Below are 15,151 nucleotides of genomic sequence, written 5' to 3'. Positions count from 1 at the left end.
CCTTATCGTCGGCAGCGTCAGATGTGTATAAGAGACCGCCTACACCCTCTTCCGCGCCACCTGGTGGGCCGCACACACCCCCCGCACCGCCCGCGTCGAGATCACCGCGGCGCTCGCGGGCTGGCGGCGGGCCCTGGTCGTGCTCGGCGCGACCGAGCTCCTGGGCCTGGTGGCCTGGGCGGTCACGACGACGCCGGGGGCCGGCTGGGCGATCCTGCTGGGTGCGCTCGCGCTGGCGGTGCTAGCGGTCCTGCTGCTGCCTCGTCAGGAGGAGTGAGGGAGAACACGAACGCCGGTCCCGCGATCGTGAGGATCGCGGGACCGGCGTCGGGGACGTCAGGGCTCCCGTGCCGGGAGCCGCGGGAAGGCACGCCCTCCCGGGCGTCCGGTCAGGGCACCGGGGTGAAGTCTCGTGACCCCAGGAAATCGGGGCGACGGGGCTTGCCCGTGAACGGCTCGACCGGCTCGTTCTCCACCGAGTTGTACACGAAGTAGAGGGTGGAGCTCGGGTACGGGGAGATGTTGCCGCCGGACCCGTGCATGCTGTTGGAGTCGAACAGCACGGCCGTGCCCGGCTCGCCCTCCAGCACCTCGATGCCGTGGCGGTCGGCCAGCTGGGCCAGCGCGGCCGGGCTCGGCGTGCCGGACCCGTGCATGTCCAGCAGGGCCTTCTCCTCCTGCGTGGGCACGATGTCACCGCACGACACGTAGGTCGTGTGCGACCCGGGCATGATCATCAGCGGGCTGTTGAACGAGTGGAACTCGCTCAGGGAGATCGTGAAGCTCACCGCGCGCATGCGGGGCATCCCGTCCTCGGCGTGCCACGTCTCGAAGTCCGAGTGCCAGTACACGTCCCCGCCCGTCAGGCCGGGCTTGGAGTTGGCGCCGCTCTGGTGGATGTACACGTCCGTCCCGAGGATCTGCCGGGCACGATTCACCAGGCGCGGGTCGTGCGCGACGGCGCGGAACACGTCGCTGGTGCGGTGCACGCCGAAGATGGAGCGCACCTCCTGCGACGCGGGCTCCACGATCGTGCTGTCCTGCGCGAGGATCTCCGGGTCGGAGGCCATGCGCTCCAGCTCGTCGCCGAGCTCGGCGACCTCCGCGGGCGTGATGAAGCTCTCGAACGTGAGGTAGCCGTTCTCGGCGAAGCCCTCCAGTTCGGGACCGTCCAGCGGGCCGTCGTCGGGCGTGCCGTGAACCACGAAGTCTTCCCGCGGCATCAGGAGGAACTCACCCCCTGTCCGCGTGGGGTAGACGTCAGCGATCTTCTCGCTCGAGGGGTTCATGCGCACTTTCCTCCTGGACTGGGATCGGACCAGTTCTCGCCGTTGCCTGCCGAAGCTCGGCACATCTCAGGCGCCGGGGGTCGGCTCCTCCTCCGTGATCAGGGGGTAGACGCCGTTCTCGTCGTGCACCTCGCGGCCCGTGACCGGCGGGTTGAACACGCACGCCATGCGCAGGTCCGTCTTGGCGCGGACGGTGTGCTTCTCGTTGCCGTCCAGCAGGTAGCACATGCCGTCACGGATCGGGTGGACCTCCCCGGTCTCCCGGTTCACGAGCTCGCCCTCGCCGCCGACGCAGTACACCGACTCGATGTGGTTGGCGTACCAGAAGTCGCTCTCGGTGCCGGCGTACAGGATCGTCTCGTGGAAGGAGAACCCGACGCCCTCCTTGGCCAGGACGATGCGGCGGCTGCGCCAGTTCCCGTTCTCCGGGGTGACGTCACGGTCGGTGCCGTCGAGGTCCTCGACGTAGGTGATCTTCACGGCAGGTGCTCTCGTTTCTGCGGTCGGGGCGGGGCCGGTGCGGCCCCGCGAAGGGGGTTCTGGGGGACGACGACGGACCCGCGGCCCGCCGTCGTCGGATCGGCGTGCTGCCGCCTCAGGCCGCGGCGGCCACCGGGGCGCCGAGCACCTCGGTGGCGGCGTTGGCGATGATGGCGAGGCCGCGCTGCACCTCCTGCGAGGTGATGGTCAGCGGCGGCATGGTCTTGAGGACCTCGCTGTCGGGGCCGGACGTCTCCACCAGCAGGCCCCGCTGGAATGCCGCCGCGGCGATCTTCCCGGCGGCCTCCTTGTCGGGGAACTCGATGCCGGTGAGCATGCCCCGGCCCTTGACGACGGCGTCCTGGTAGCCGTCCGCGATCTTCTGCAGGCCGTCACGCAGCTCGCCAGCGCGCGCCTGGACCTCCTTCTCGAAGGTGTCGTCGGCCCAGAACTTCTTGAGGGCGGCGGCGCCGGTCACGAACGCGGGGTTGTGGCCGCGGAACGTGCCGTTGTGCTCGCCCGCCTCCCACTGGTCCAGCTCGGGGCGCAGCAGCGTGAGGGCCATCGGCAGGCCGTAGCCCGACAGGGCCTTGGACATGCACACGATGTCGGGCGTGATGCCCGCCTCCTCGAAGCTGAAGTACGTGCCGGTGCGCCCCACCCCGGCCTGCACGTCGTCGACGATCAGCAGGATCTCGTGCGCCTTGCACAGGTCGGCCAGCGCACGCAGCCACTCCGGGCGGGCGGCGTTCAGACCACCCTCGCCCTGGACCGTCTCCACGATGATCGCGGCCGGCAGGTCGACGCCGGAGCCGCTGTCCTGCAGGACGCGCTCCAGCCACAGGAAGTCCTCGACCGCACCCGAGAAGTAGTTGTCGTAGGGAATCTTGGAGGTGTTCGTCAGCGGCAGACCCGCGCCCTGGCGCTTCATCGAGTTCCCGGTCACGGACAGCGCGCCGAGCGTCATGCCGTGGAACGCGTTCGTGAACGACAGGATGTGCTGGCGCCCGGTCACCTTGCGGGCGAGCTTGAGCGCGCTCTCGACCGAGTTGGTACCCGTCGGGCCGGTGAACATCACCTTGTAGTCGAGGCCTCGCGGCTCCAGGACGTAGCTGCGGAAGTTCTCCAGGAACTCACGCTTGGCGACGGTGTGCATGTCGAGCGAGTGCACGATCGCGCCGGAGCGCAGGTAGTCGACCAGCGGCTCGGTGAGCTCGGGGTGGTTGTGCCCGTAGTTCATCACGCCGGCACCGGCGAAGAAGTCGAGGTACTCCTTCCCGTCCTCCGTCGTCACCGTGGATCCCTCCGCGGTCGCGAGCACGACCGGCCAGTTCCTGCAGTAGCTGCGGACCTGCGACTCGAGCTCGTCGAAGATGGTGGTCTGGGACATGGGGTATCTGCTCCCGGGCATGGTTCGTCACCGCGGCCACGCCGATGGGCAGGCCGACGGTCGGTCTCGTGGTTCGATCGAGGATGGTTGTCAGGCCGCGTGGGCGACCGGGCCGATACGGAACAGGTGCTCCGTGTCGTGCCCTCCCCCGAGGATGTCCTCGGTGAAGAGGGGGGTGCGTTCGACGGTGGCGCCACGCGCCTGTGCGAACGAGGTGAACAGGGCGATCGACGCCGCGTTGTCCGCGGTGATGGTGGTCTCCAGGTGAGTGCACCGAGGTGCGGCGGAGGCCACGTGGTCGAGCATCCGGGCGGCCAGCCGACGCCCGCGGAAGGCGGCGTCGACGGCTACCTGCCACACCATCAGCGTGGTGGGCTCGTCCGGACGGATGTAGCCGGTCAGGAATCCGGCCGGCTGTCCGTCGACGGTGGCGATCACCGACGTGGCGGCGAAGTCACGGGCCCACAGCACATAGGCGTAGGACGAGTTGAGGTCAAGCGTCTTGGAATCCCTGGCGATCCGCCACATGGCGGATCCGTCCTGGACGGTGGGCTCCTTCAGTCCCACATCCTCGCTGGTCCGTGCTTTGTCATGGTCTTCGTCGGAGGGCTGCATCGCCCATCAACCGTAACGGACTTTATTGACACTGTCATGTTGCCGTCACAATTCGGCAACAACATGTGGTCAAGGCCACGCCTCGAATCGATATTGTTCCTCTGTGATCGCCAACCACCGCGGCAGCGGAGCAATTATCCGGCCCTACCAGCCCAATGACCGGGATTCGGTCACCGAGATCTGCATCCGGACGGCCGCCGGCGGCGACGACGCCCGAGGCATCTACTCCGACGATCTCCTCATGCCCGACGTGTACTGCCTGCCGTACGTCACCCACAGCCCGGACCTCGCATGGGTGGTGGACGACGCCGGAGGACGCGCCATCGGCTACGTCATCGCCGTGGCCGACACGCGCGCCTTCGTCGACTGGTACACGGCCGAGTGGGCACCGGGATTCCGCGCCCGCCACCCGCACGCCGGCCCGATGGGCCGCGACCACGGCTACACCGAGGAGGCGCTGGTGCGCGACGGCGGCGACCCGGAGCGGATGGTCCGTGGCCTGACCCCGGCCGAACTCGACGAATACCCCGCCCACCTGCACATCGACCTGCTGCCCGCGGGGCAGCGCCAAGGCCTCGGGCGGCGCATGCTCGACACGCTGCGCGCCGCCCTGGCCGAGCGCGGCGTCCCCGGGGTGCACCTCAGCATGGACCCCGCCAATGCCGGAGCCCGAGCCTTCTACGCCGCCTACGGCTTCCACGAGCTCCCGTCCCACCGCCCGCACGCGCCGCTGCTGGGTATCGGTACCCGCTGACCCCGCCCGCTACGCCTCCTCCCCCGCCCCGGCCTCGGTCCAGGCGCGCCGGACCTGCTCGAAGCGGGTCGGGAGCGGGGGGCGCGTCGCCCCGTACCTCGCGTTCGTGCGGTGGACGAACCGCCGCCAGGACAGCACCAGCCCCTGCCGGGTGATCGGCAGCCCGCTGGCGACCGTCGTGCCGTTGTCGTGCGTGTGGTGCACCGTGAGCAGCAGCGCCCGGGGCGCCGTCCCCTCCAGCTCCGCCGCCAGGTCCTCGCGCACCGACATCCAGTGCCGCAGCAGCACCACGAGGTCCGTCGGCAGGCGGTGGCGCCGCAGCACGCGGTGCTTGCCGTGCCTCACCGTGGCGACACCCTCCCCGGCGCGGGCCGCGTCGGGGCCCAGGTCGAGATCCTCGACGCGGATCCGCAGCAGGTCGCCGTAGCGCGCACCCGTCGCACGCACCAGGCCGGTGATCACCGCCAGGCGCGCGATCTCCGGCTTCGCGTCCGGGCGCATCGCCTCCGCCGCCAGCTCCCGCCACACCCGCTCGGCCTCGTCGAGCGTGACAGGGGGACGTGGGTAGCGGGACTCCTCGCGGGGGCCGTCCTGCGTCGTCGAGAGCTGTTCGTCGTTGCCGTCCTGGCTGGCCATGGCGCTAGTCTAGGCTTGGCACACTATTAATTCCAGATGATCACGGGTGTGTCCCGAGGTCGAGTCCCCCGCCGGGGCGGGCGGCGTCGTGCGACTCGGACCTCGCGTAGGCTCGGCGCCGTGACCGAGCCCGCCCTGCCCCGTACGCTGGCCCGCCCGGTCGACCACGAGCTGGTGATCAGGAAGTCGCGCTTCCTGGCCCATCTCGAGCCGGTCCGCGACACCGCGGCGGCCGACGCCGTGGTCGCCCGGCTCCGGAAGGAGTTCTGGGACGCGCGGCACCATTGCGTGGCGATGGTGCTCGGCGTCCGGGCGGACCAGGCCCGGTCCTCCGACGACGGCGAGCCCTCGGGAACTGCCGGCGTCCCGATGCTGGAGGTGCTCAAGCACCGCGGCATGACCGACGTCGTCGCCGTGGTGACCCGGTACTTCGGCGGGGTGAAGCTCGGCGCGGGCGGGCTGGTGCGCGCATACTCGGGCGCGGTGTCCGCGGCGCTGGACGAGGCCGCCGGATCGGGTGCGATCCTGCGCCGCGAGATCCTGCACGAGGTCGAGGTGCCCGTCCCGCACGCCGACGCCGGCCGGATCGACAACGTCCTGCGTGACTGGGCGGGTTCGCACGGTGCGATCGTGGCCGAGCCCGCCTACGACGCCGTGGCCCGCCTGCGCCTGCTCGTGCCCGGCGCCCACCTGGAGTCCTTGCGCTCCGGCCTCGCGGCCGCGTCGGCGGGAACGCTCGTTCCCGAGGTCGGCGACAGTCGCGTGGTGGACGTCGCGTAGCGGATCGGTGCGCGGCCCGGGCCGGTGAGGATCGGCGCGGTGAGGATCGGCGCGCTGCGCCGACACGGCGTACCGGGGAGCGCCCTTGGTCTCCGTGGAGGTTATCCACAGATCATGCTCTTCGGTAGCAGGGCGGGTGTGTCGATCATAGGATCGAACACACAGACCAAGGAGAGAACGGCGGCCGGTCCGGTCCACGGCGGAGGGGGGTGCGTGCTGATGCAGGGTCCGATGTTCGACGGCGTCGGGGGCCATGACGGTTTCGGCTTTCCGCTCGCACCGCCTGACCACACGGAGAGCGAGCTCGCGGCGATCCTGGCGGCCAACCCGGCCAACGACCCGGAGCTGGCCGCCGAGCTCGCCGCGCGGGACGGCATCGGGCCCGACGGACAGGCCGGTGAGGTCGTGGACCCTGTCGACCTTCTCCTGGAGGACGTCGCACGGCTCGCCCCCGGCCCGCTGCTCGCCGGGCGCCTACGCGGTTTCTCGGAACGAGGCGGCACCACGCCCTCGACCACGCCCTCGACCACGTCCCCAGCCGCCGGCTCCGTCGTGGCCTCCACCGCAGGCGGCGTCACGGACGGTCCGGCGACGGACGCCGCGCCCCTCGGCACGCCCCTCGGCACGCTCGACGGCGCCGAGCTGCGCCAGGTCGTGGCGGGCTGGGAACGGCTGATCTCGTGGGCCCGGGGCGAGCAGGCCCGTGTCGCCCGGGAGCTGATCCACAGGGTGGACGATCCCTTGTCGCGCGACTCGGTGGCCGGGGAGATCTCCGGCGAGCTGCACGTGACCACGAACGAGGCGTGGCAGATCGCGATGCGCGCCGAGGGTACCGGCCGGTACCCGGCGCTGGCCGACGCGCTGGGCAGCGGAACGGTGGACGCCAAGAAGGCCGACACCTTCCTGCGCGCCGGGGCGGACCTGACACCGGGTGAGCGTGCAGAGGCCATCACGGACCTGCTTCCGTACGCACCACGGCGCACCTGGAAGTGGATCAGCGAGCAGCTGAACGCCCGTGCCGCCACGCTCCACGGAGCCAGGGCACGTCGCCGGGACGTCACCGACCGCTGCAACGTGTGGGCCGAGCAGGCCGGACCGGGCCGTGGCCGCATCGTCGCCGACCTCCCGGTCACCGATGCCGCCATGACGTTCAACGCCGTCCAGGCCGCCGCGAAGGCGCTCAAGGACACGCCCGGGGAGAACCGGCCGCTGGGCGCGCTACGAGCCGCCGCGTTCACCGCGCTGGTCACGGGCCGCGTCGTCGTGCCGTGTCCCGACGACGCGGCCGGCGGCTCGGCGGACCACCCGCGCGGGAGCGACGTTCACACCGGCGGGCCCGAGGCTGACGCACCCGTGACGCCACCCGACCTCGTCGAGCCCCGTCTCGACACCGACCTCGTGCCCGTGCCCGAGGACCCGCAGGGCCTGCACCTGACCGCGCCTGCTCCTGCCACCGACCCCGGCACCGGCGCAGGTGCAGGTGCAGGTGCAGGTGCCGCACCCGGCACGCTCCTGCGCGTGATCGAGGTCCCGGCCACGGTCCAGGTGACCGTGGCGGCATCCACGCTCCTCGACCCTGCCGACATGACCCCCGGGATGATCGAAGGTCTCGGCCCGATCCCCGCGGACGATGCCGCACGGATCGCGGCCGACGGCACCTGGCGCCGCCTCCTGACCGACCCGGTCTCCGGGGTCCTTCGGGACTACTCCACCCGCACCTATGCTCCTGGTGCGACCCTTCGTGCCGCCGTCACCGCACGGGACCGAACGTGCAGGTTCCCCGGATGCGACCGGCCTGCGGTCGCTGGAGGCAAGCCGGCCACCGATCTCGACCACCTCCAGCCCTTCGACAAGGACCACCGGTACCTGCCTGGAGAACCCGGGCAGACCCGAGCGGAGAATCTCCATCCCCTCTGCCGCCGGCACCACAACGTCAAGACCCATGCGAACTGGCGTGTGACCCGTGACCCTGCCACCGGGGTCACCCGCTGGACCGCACCCACAGGCACCGTCACGGCTGTCGAACCGACCGCCGTCGACCCCGTCGTGCGGTACGCACACGCCCGCGGGCTCACCATCGCCCAGCCACCGGGAGAACCGGCCACGACCCGTCGGAGCGGGGTTCCTGCGAGCGGTCCCCGCACCCCCCGCGGCGGCACCCGCCGCCCCGATCCGCGCCCTCCCGGTCCCGGCCGACCACCCTTCTGACGGCCGGGCCCGGGGGCTGCCGGGCTCAAGGTTCAGGCAGCCTGTCCCGGCGCCTGGGTGAGCGGCGGCAGCGGGCAGTGCAGCATGGCGCAGATCGTGTGCAGCAGCTCGAGCTCGGCCACCGTCATACGGTCGTCGTAGCCGATCACCGTGACAACCCCTGTCACGAGCTGTTCCTTGGCCTGCGCGGACATCCCGTCGAGCGCGCCCCAGGCGTCCTCCAGCGCAACGACGCCGGCAGACGGCGGGGCGTACGTGGCGCTCGCGCCGTGTCCGTGCCGCCCGTCCCGGTAGACCGCGGCGATCCCGGCCTCGAAGGCTCGTGCCGCGCTCGTGGGATCGTCGTGCCCGGCGTCGGCGAGGACCGCGAGCAACGTGGCGGTGGCCTCCCGGGCGGCCGCCGCGGAGTACCGCTGCCCGGCCCAGGAGGAGCGGTGGTGCCGCGCCTCGTGGAGCTGCTCGTGCAGCAGCCGCGACAGGCAGTACTCGACGACGTCGAGCCGCCCGTCGGCCGCGATCATGTCGTGCAGGGTGGCCATGATCGCGTCCTGCTGCGGAACCGTGCGCTGCTGCACCGCCGGGAACGCCAGCTCTGCCAGCGGCAGCCGCAGTTGCGCCGGCAGCCCGGCCAGCCCGCGGGCGGCCCGGCGCACCTCGTCGGCCGCGGGCTCGCCGAAGTGCCCCGCCACCGACGAGAGCTGCGCGGTCCTCACGTCCGGATGCTCCGACAGCACCAGCGCGAGCACCAGCGCCGTCGAGCCCTCCGGATCGCGGGCCGCGGCACGCAGGTGCTCGGGGATGCGGTCGAGCAGGCTGCCCGCCCGCTCGAGGGCGGCGGGCCCGAGGCTGCCGATGGCCGCGACCACGGCGGCCGGGTCGGCGGCGGCCGTCGCTTGTCCCCCGGCCCGGACCCGCTCACCGGCAGACGGCTCGGCCAGCCCCATCGCGCGATCCTCCGCGGCACCCGACGGCGGTCTCGAGGCCCACTGGCGCCGCAGCTGCTCCAGGTCCTCCGGCCGCGTGCCCGGCTCCAGTGCGCGGATCCGGTCGATCAGCGGCGGGTGCGTGGCCAGAAAGCTTCCCCTGAGACCCTTCGCCGAGCCGAACAGCATGTGGCCGACCTCGTCGGCCCGCGGGTTGCGCACCGTCGAGCTCTCGCTCAGGCCGGCGATCTTCTTCAGCGCGCCGACCAGGCCGGTGGTCTGCCGGGTGTACTGCACGGCGGTCGCGTCGGCCAGGTACTCCCGCTGCCGCGAGACCGCGGCCTGGATCAGCCGGCCCACCCCCATCCCGATCGCCCCGGCGATGATCAGCGCCACACCGATCAACGGCGCCGGGTTGCGGTTGCCGCCCCGGACCAGTGTCATCACCCGGCCCACGATGAACAGCACCAGCAGGCCGAACAGGAGGCCCATGAGCTTGATGTTGAGCCGCATGTCGCCGTTCACGACGTGGCTGAACTCGTGCGCGATCACGCCCTGCAGCTCGTCACGGTTCAGGCGGTCCAGGGAGCCCCGTGTGACGGCCACCGCGGCGTCGGCGGGCGACCACCCGGCGGCGAACGCGTTGATACCCCGCTCCTGTTCGAGCACGTACAGCGCGGGTACCGGCGTGCCCGACGCGATGGCGATCTCCTCGACCACGTTGCGCAGGCGCCGCAGGTCCGGGTCCCGCGTGTCTGCCGGAACGGCCTTCCCACCCAGCGACTCCGCGACCCGTGCTCCCCCGCCGCTGCGCAGCGAGATGGACTTGAACAGCGAGGACAGCCCGATGAGCGCCACCGTCAGGACGGTCGCCGCCGTCAGCGCCGTGACGACGGTGTCGGCCGGCGACCCGATGCCGACGATGATCCACACGGCGAGGTTGACGACCACGACCGTGCCCACGACGGCGAGCGCGAACAGCACGACGAGCCGCGCGGAGAGGCGGCGGACCTGTCGCTGCCGCTCGAAGAAGTTCATCGGGCACTCAGGCCGGGTAGTCGGGAAGGCCGAGGTCGACCTGCGGCGCCTCGCGTTCCTCGGGGTCCTCGATCTCGAAGAGGGCGGCCTCGGTGAAGCCGAAGGGGCCGGCGATCATGCTCGCGGGGAAGACCTCGCGCTTGTTGTTGTAGAACATGACGCCGTCGTTGAACGCCTGGCGGGCGAAGGCCACCTTGTTCTCGGTCGAGCGCAGGTCCTCCATGGCCTGCAGCAGCGTCTGGTTCGCCTTGAGGTCGGGATAGTTCTCCGTCAGGGCGATGAAGCGCCCCATGGCCTGGGTGAGCATGTTCTCCCCCTCGGCCAGCGCCTGCATCGCGCCCGGGTCGCCCGGTGCGGCCGACGCCGCGGACTGGGCGTTGACGGCCTGGGACCGCGCCTGGATGACCGCCTCCAGGGTCGAGCGCTCGTGGACGAGCGAGCCCTTGGCGATCTGCACGATGTTGGGGATGAGGTCGTGGCGCCGTTTGACCTGGACGTCGACCTGGGCCCATGCGTTCTTGTAGGCGTTGCGGGCACGGACGAGGCCGTTGTAGATCCCGACCACCCAGAACACCAGCACGAGGATGACGACGACGATCGCCAGCCCGATGATGATCCCGATCTCCATGGCCGCTCTTCCCCTCGTCCGGGTGCGCGTTTGCAGGCTCCTGCGGCCAACGTATACCAGGAGACCGGCGGCGGTCCCGGGAAGCGGGACGGCGGCGCCCGGAAGACACGAGGGGGCGTGTCCCGGGCGCCGCGTTCCGGCCGCTCGGCCGGGTCGAGCGATCCCGTCGAGCGATCCCGTCGAGCGATCCCGTCAGGCGATCCCGTCAGGCGATCCCGTCGGGCCCCACGGTGGCGCCGTCGGGCACCTGGGCGGGTGCCCCCTCGGCGGGCTCGGTCAGCACCGCCTTGCCGACCGCCCGCACGCCGGGGCCGAACGTCCAGTCACCGGCGACGGTGAGCGACTCGGCCTCGGTGAGCGAGGGCGCGCCGGCGTCGAACCGGGCGGTGAAGTCGTCGATCAGCTTGTAGTAGCGCTTGTCGAGGTCGACGAGGGGCGCGGACTGGCCGGCATCGGCGTCGAACGTGGCGTCCAGCCGGTAGTCGTCGCCGAGCTCGTACACGTCGGACCGCAGCAGCAGCAGGTCGTTGGTGGTCTTGACCGGCAGGAAGCGGCTACGCGGGACGTCGATGGCCGTCGCTCCCTCGAAGACGCGCACGGCGGCGCCCATCGCGGACTCGATCTGCACGACGGCGGGCGAGGACGCGTCCGACGGGTCGACCGTCTTCTCGTTGCGGATCAGCGGCAGCTCCAGCACGCCCCCGGTGCGCTCCAGCTCGGCCCCGAGGGCTTCGAGGTCGAACCAGAGGTTGTTGGTGTGGAAGTAGGGGTGGCGCTCGGCGTCGAGGGCGAACACCATGTCGTCCGGGTGGGTCTGGGCGGTCTCGCGCTGCACGATGCGCCCGTCGGACTTGCGGCGCACCAGCTGCCCGCCCTTGACGTCGGCGGGGGTCTTGGCGCACATCTCGGCGGCGTACGGGGCTCCGGAGGCGGCGAACCAGCCCGCGATGTCGGCGTCGGGCGCGGCGCCGAGGTTGTCGGAGTTGGACACCGACAGGTAGCGGAACCCGGCTTCCAGGAGCTTGGGCACGATCCCGCCCGCGTGCAGGGCCGCGTAGAGGTCACCGTGCCCGGGCGGGCACCACTCGAGGGACGGGTCGGCGTCCCACCGGACCGGCTCGAGGGTGTCGGCGCGCAGCTTCGGCTCACGGTTCTGCAGGAAGTCGAGCGGCAGGCCGTCGACGGTCAGGTCCGTGTACCTGCCGAGCGCCTCCAGGGTGTCGTCCCGGGTCCGGAACGAGTCCATGAGGATCAGCGGGAGGCGGGCGCCCGTGGCGCGGCGCGCGGCGCGGATCTGTCCGGCGATGATGTCCAGGAAGCTCAGGACGGAACCGTCGTCGGCCACCCGGACCGGCAGGAGGCTCTTGGCGCGGTCCATGCCCATGGACGTGCCGAGGCCGCCGTTGAGCTTGCAGATGGCCGTCCGGCCCAGGGCCTCGGCGGCGGCGCCGGGCTCGATGTCCAGGTCGGCGTGACGGGGGATCCCGGTCAGCGGCTCCACGTCCTCCTCACGGATGAGGCCGGTCTCCCCGGAGGTGAGGATCCGGTAGAACCGGGTGAACGTCTCGATGGCGGCGGGTGCCACGCCCGCCTCTGTCATCTTGTCCCTGGCCTGCTGCAGGCCGTGCGGCTGTGCGGTCGCGTCGCTCATGGCGTCAGGTTATGCGAATCCCGGAGGGTTCAGGCGAAGCGTCCGGGATCACCCGCGCCCTCACGGACGATCTCCGGGTAGCCGCCCGACCAGTCCACCACCGTCGTCGGCTCCGCCGTCCCGGTCTCGCCGTCGTCGAGCACGACGTCCACAGCCTTGTCGAGGGTCTCCCTGACGACGGCGCCGTCCGACAGGGGCTCGGTCTGCCCGGGCAGGATCAGGGTGGAGGAGAGCAGGGGCTCCCCGAGCTCGCGCAGGAGCGCGGCCACCACCCGGTGGTCGGGGATGCGTACGCCGACGGTCTTCTTCTTCGGGTGCGCGAGGCGGCGCGGCACCTCGGCGGTGGCGGGAAGGATGAAGGTGTAGGGCCCCGGCGTGGCGGCCTTGATGGCCCGGAACGCGTTGTTGTCGAGCTTGACGAGCCGCCCCATCTGCGCGAAGTCGGCGCACACCAGGGTGTAGTGATGGTGGGCGTCGAGCCGCCGGATGTCCCGGATGCGCCCGACGGCGTCATGGTTGCCGAGACAAGCTCCCAGGGCGTAGCCCGAGTCGGTCGGATAGGCGACCAGGCCGCCGTCGCGGAGCGCGGCGACGGCCTGGGCGATGCTGCGCGGCTGCGGGTCCACCGGGTGGACCTCGAGGTAGCGGGCCATGGGCCGACGCTACTCCCCGCCGCGCACGTCCGCCTCCCCCTCGAGAGCCCGCCGGAGCTCGGCACCCGACGCGTTGCCGCCGCTGCACACGACGCCGACACGGCGCCCGGCGAAGCGCTCGCGGTTGCCGACGACGGCCGCCAGCGCCGCCGCCCCGGCTCCCTCGGCGACCGTCCGTGCCGCGGTGAGGTAGCGGTACTGGGCGGCGGTGATCTCGTCGTCGGACACGAGCAGGAAGTCGGCGAGGTGCCGGCGCAGGACGGACTGGGTCAGGCTGAAGCCTGCGCCCGTCGCGAGCCCCTCCGCGCGCGTCGTGGCAGGCCGCTGCACGAGTTCCCCGGTGCGCCAGGAGTCGTGGGCCGCGGGAGCGGCGGCGGACTGCACGCCGATCACCTCCACGTGCGGCGCGATCGCGGCGGCGACGAGACACGCGGCAGCCGCGCCGGAGCCGCCGCCGATGGGCACGACGATGGCGTCGAGGTCGGGCGCCTGCTGCAGCAGTTCCAGGTAGCAGGTGGCGACGCCGGCGATGAGGAGCGGCTCGTTCGCGGCGGACACGAGCCGGGCGCCGTCCTGTTCGGCGAGCCGGGCCGCATGGGCGGCGGCCTCGGTGAGGGACTGCCCGGCGAGCTCGACGCGCGCGCCGAGGGCCCGCACGGCACGCTCCTTGAGGGGGTTGGGCGGCGTGGGCCCCGCCGGCATCACGATCGTGGCCGGCGCCCCCGTGTGCCGCGCGGCGTACGCCTGCGCCTGGGCGTGGTTGCCGGTGGAGTAGGCCACGACGCCGCGCTCACGTTCCCCGGGTGTCATGGACAGCAGGAGGTTGAGCGCGCCGCGGACCTTGAACGCTCCCGTGGGCTGCAGGTTCTCGTGCTTGACGACCACCCGCGCGCCGGTGGCCGCGTCGAGCTCGGGATAGGACGTCGCCGGGGTGCGGACCACGAGGTGCTCGATCCGGGCGCGGGCCGTGAGCACGTCGCGCATGGCGGGGACGGTCTCCTGGGCGGGCGCGGAGCCGGACGCGGCGGCGGCGAGTGGTGCGGCGGTGGCAGGCGGCGGGGCGGTGGCAAGTGGTGCGGCGGTCATGCTCATTACTCTGCCCCGGCGCCAACCCATAGGTCCAATACGAGGTTTCGTCCAAACGCATAGCAATTACCGATGCAACAGGCGTAGGCTGATCTCATGCCCGCAGACCTCGACCTGACCCGGCTGCGTGTGCTCGCGGCCGTCGCCCGCACCGGCTCCGTGACGTCCGCCGCACGCACGCTCGGCTACGCGCAGCCGTCCGTCAGCCACCACCTGTCCCGCCTGGAGTCCGAGGCCGGGATACCGCTGCTGCAGCGCGCCGGACGCGGCGTCCGGCTCACCGAGGCCGGCCGCCTGCTGGCGGACCGCGCCGAGGAGATCCTGGCCCGCGTGGACGGCGCCGCCCGCGAGCTGGAGGCCCTGGCCGGGATGCGAGCCGGGCGCGCCCGGCTCGCGGCCTTCCCCTCAGCCCTCGCCACGATCGTTCCCGCCGCCGTGGCGAGCCTGCGGGCCGACCTGCCCGGGCTGGCCGTCAGCCTCCTGGAGGCCGAGCCGCCCGAGGCCGTCGACGCACTGCGTTCCGGGAGGGTCGACGTCGCCCTCGTCTTCGAGCACACCGACGTCGCGCACACGCGCAGCATCGAGGACCTGTCCCGCTTCGAGGTGACGGACGTCTTCGACGAGCCCGTCCACCTCGTCCGCTCCGTGGCCGAAGCGCCGGCGGACGCCGCCGGCGGCGTGTGCACCGCCCCCGCGCTCGCCACCCTGTCCGACGCCGACTGGATCGCCGGCTGCGAACGCTGTCGCGCCGACCTCCTGGCCCGCTGCGCCCAGGCCGGGTTCGCCCCGCACATCGCGTTCGAGACGGACGACTACGTCGCCATCCAGGCGCTCGTCGCCTCGGGCGCGGGCGTCAGCACGGTCCCCGCGCTGACGCTGCGCGCCCACCGCGACCCGGGTGTGGTGACCGCTCCCCTGCCCGGCGCCATCCGGCGGATCATGGCACTGACCATCGGCGCGCCCACCCCTGTCTCTTATACACATCTGACGCTGCCGACGATAAGGCTCGTGTAGATCTCG

The 15,151-nt window shown here is 72.1% G+C and carries 15 protein-coding genes; 5 read left to right on the top strand and 10 right to left on the bottom strand.

Annotation, left to right across the window (positions count from 1 at the left end):
• Positions 1-139 precede the first annotated feature (139 nt).
• Positions 140-277 (top strand): hypothetical protein, encoded by a 138-nt coding sequence (locus HGK34_RS20610; RefSeq protein WP_201850983.1) that lies wholly within the window; start codon positions 140-142, stop codon positions 275-277.
• 112 nt (positions 278-389) lie between these two features.
• Here the strand turns inward: HGK34_RS20610 and thpD are convergent, their stop codons facing one another.
• From thpD to ectA, 4 genes are all read right to left on the bottom strand, one after another.
• Positions 390-1,289 (bottom strand): ectoine hydroxylase, encoded by a 900-nt coding sequence (gene thpD, locus HGK34_RS20605; protein WP_201850981.1) that lies wholly within the window; start codon positions 1,287-1,289, stop codon positions 390-392.
• A 66-nt stretch (positions 1,290-1,355) separates the two neighbouring features.
• Positions 1,356-1,769, bottom strand: a complete 414-nt coding sequence (locus HGK34_RS20600; RefSeq protein WP_201850978.1) for an ectoine synthase — start codon at positions 1,767-1,769, stop codon at positions 1,356-1,358.
• Positions 1,770-1,884: 115 nt separating this feature from the next.
• Positions 1,885-3,159, bottom strand: a complete 1,275-nt coding sequence (gene ectB, locus HGK34_RS20595; RefSeq protein WP_201850976.1) for a diaminobutyrate--2-oxoglutarate transaminase — start codon at positions 3,157-3,159, stop codon at positions 1,885-1,887.
• A 90-nt stretch (positions 3,160-3,249) separates the two neighbouring features.
• A complete protein-coding gene (ectA, locus tag HGK34_RS20590) occupies positions 3,250-3,726 on the bottom strand; it encodes a diaminobutyrate acetyltransferase (RefSeq protein WP_307816147.1) in 477 nt (158 codons plus the stop codon).
• A 151-nt stretch (positions 3,727-3,877) separates the two neighbouring features.
• Here ectA and HGK34_RS20585 point away from each other — a divergent pair, with 151 nt between their 5' ends.
• A complete protein-coding gene (locus tag HGK34_RS20585; RefSeq protein WP_307816146.1) occupies positions 3,878-4,528 on the top strand; it encodes a GNAT family N-acetyltransferase in 651 nt (216 codons plus the stop codon).
• Positions 4,529-4,537: 9 nt separating this feature from the next.
• Here HGK34_RS20585 and HGK34_RS20580 read toward each other — a convergent pair whose 3' ends face one another.
• On the bottom strand, positions 4,538-5,164 hold the full coding sequence (locus tag HGK34_RS20580) for a tyrosine-type recombinase/integrase (RefSeq protein ID WP_201850974.1): 627 nt from the start codon (positions 5,162-5,164) through the stop codon (positions 4,538-4,540).
• Positions 5,165-5,284: 120 nt separating this feature from the next.
• On the opposite strand from HGK34_RS20580, the gene HGK34_RS20575 reads away from it, so the two are divergent.
• Positions 5,285-5,944: an IMPACT family protein gene (locus HGK34_RS20575; RefSeq protein WP_307816145.1), complete on the top strand. Its 660-nt coding sequence runs from the start codon at positions 5,285-5,287 to the stop codon at positions 5,942-5,944.
• 213 nt (positions 5,945-6,157) lie between these two features.
• Positions 6,158-8,152, top strand: coding sequence for an HNH endonuclease signature motif containing protein (locus tag HGK34_RS20570; protein WP_201850972.1), 1,995 nt, complete (start codon positions 6,158-6,160; stop codon positions 8,150-8,152).
• A 32-nt stretch (positions 8,153-8,184) separates the two neighbouring features.
• Here the strand turns inward: HGK34_RS20570 and HGK34_RS20565 are convergent, their stop codons facing one another.
• The 5 genes from HGK34_RS20565 to HGK34_RS20545 form a co-directional block, all read right to left on the bottom strand.
• Positions 8,185-10,113, bottom strand: a complete 1,929-nt coding sequence (locus HGK34_RS20565; protein WP_201850971.1) for a M48 family metalloprotease — start codon at positions 10,111-10,113, stop codon at positions 8,185-8,187.
• A gap of 7 nt (positions 10,114-10,120) precedes the next feature.
• Complete coding sequence (locus HGK34_RS20560) at positions 10,121-10,741, bottom strand: LemA family protein (protein ID WP_201850968.1); 621 nt, start codon at positions 10,739-10,741, stop codon at positions 10,121-10,123.
• A gap of 205 nt (positions 10,742-10,946) precedes the next feature.
• Complete coding sequence (locus HGK34_RS20555) at positions 10,947-12,392, bottom strand: UTP--glucose-1-phosphate uridylyltransferase (RefSeq protein WP_201850966.1); 1,446 nt, start codon at positions 12,390-12,392, stop codon at positions 10,947-10,949.
• 29 nt (positions 12,393-12,421) lie between these two features.
• A complete protein-coding gene (locus HGK34_RS20550; protein ID WP_201850964.1) occupies positions 12,422-13,045 on the bottom strand; it encodes an L-threonylcarbamoyladenylate synthase in 624 nt (207 codons plus the stop codon).
• 9 nt (positions 13,046-13,054) lie between these two features.
• Positions 13,055-14,131: a threonine ammonia-lyase gene (locus HGK34_RS20545; RefSeq protein WP_244667012.1), complete on the bottom strand. Its 1,077-nt coding sequence runs from the start codon at positions 14,129-14,131 to the stop codon at positions 13,055-13,057.
• Positions 14,132-14,227: 96 nt separating this feature from the next.
• Here HGK34_RS20545 and HGK34_RS20540 point away from each other — a divergent pair, with 96 nt between their 5' ends.
• The gene (locus HGK34_RS20540; protein ID WP_201850961.1) at positions 14,228-15,145 is read left to right on the top strand and encodes a LysR family transcriptional regulator; all 918 of its coding nucleotides are present in this window, start codon (positions 14,228-14,230) and stop codon (positions 15,143-15,145) included.
• Positions 15,146-15,151 lie beyond the last annotated feature (6 nt).

This window comes from Myceligenerans indicum, from assembly GCF_016742955.1.
GTDB lineage: Bacteria > Actinomycetota > Actinomycetes > Actinomycetales > Cellulomonadaceae > Myceligenerans > Myceligenerans indicum.
The sequence above is the reverse complement of the archived record's forward strand: the minus strand, read 5'-3'. Positions and strand labels throughout refer to the sequence as shown.

What these genes read in the sequence shown, in the direction of transcription:
- thpD (WP_201850981.1), bottom strand. Translation starts at nt 1,289, where the DNA reads ATGAACCCCTCGAGCGAGAAGATCGCTGACGTCTACCCCACGCGGACA.
- ectB (WP_201850976.1), bottom strand. Translation starts at nt 3,159, where the DNA reads ATGTCCCAGACCACCATCTTCGACGAGCTCGAGTCGCAGGTCCGCAGC.
- HGK34_RS20580 (WP_201850974.1), bottom strand. Translation starts at nt 5,164, where the DNA reads ATGGCCAGCCAGGACGGCAACGACGAACAGCTCTCGACGACGCAGGAC.
- HGK34_RS20565 (WP_201850971.1), bottom strand. Translation starts at nt 10,113, where the DNA reads ATGAACTTCTTCGAGCGGCAGCGACAGGTCCGCCGCCTCTCCGCGCGG.
- HGK34_RS20560 (WP_201850968.1), bottom strand. Translation starts at nt 10,741, where the DNA reads ATGGAGATCGGGATCATCATCGGGCTGGCGATCGTCGTCGTCATCCTC.
- HGK34_RS20555 (WP_201850966.1), bottom strand. Translation starts at nt 12,392, where the DNA reads ATGAGCGACGCGACCGCACAGCCGCACGGCCTGCAGCAGGCCAGGGAC.
- HGK34_RS20550 (WP_201850964.1), bottom strand. Translation starts at nt 13,045, where the DNA reads ATGGCCCGCTACCTCGAGGTCCACCCGGTGGACCCGCAGCCGCGCAGC.
- HGK34_RS20545 (WP_244667012.1), bottom strand. Translation starts at nt 14,131, where the DNA reads ATGACCGCCGCACCACTTGCCACCGCCCCGCCGCCTGCCACCGCCGCA.
- HGK34_RS20540 (WP_201850961.1), top strand. Translation starts at nt 14,228, where the DNA reads ATGCCCGCAGACCTCGACCTGACCCGGCTGCGTGTGCTCGCGGCCGTC.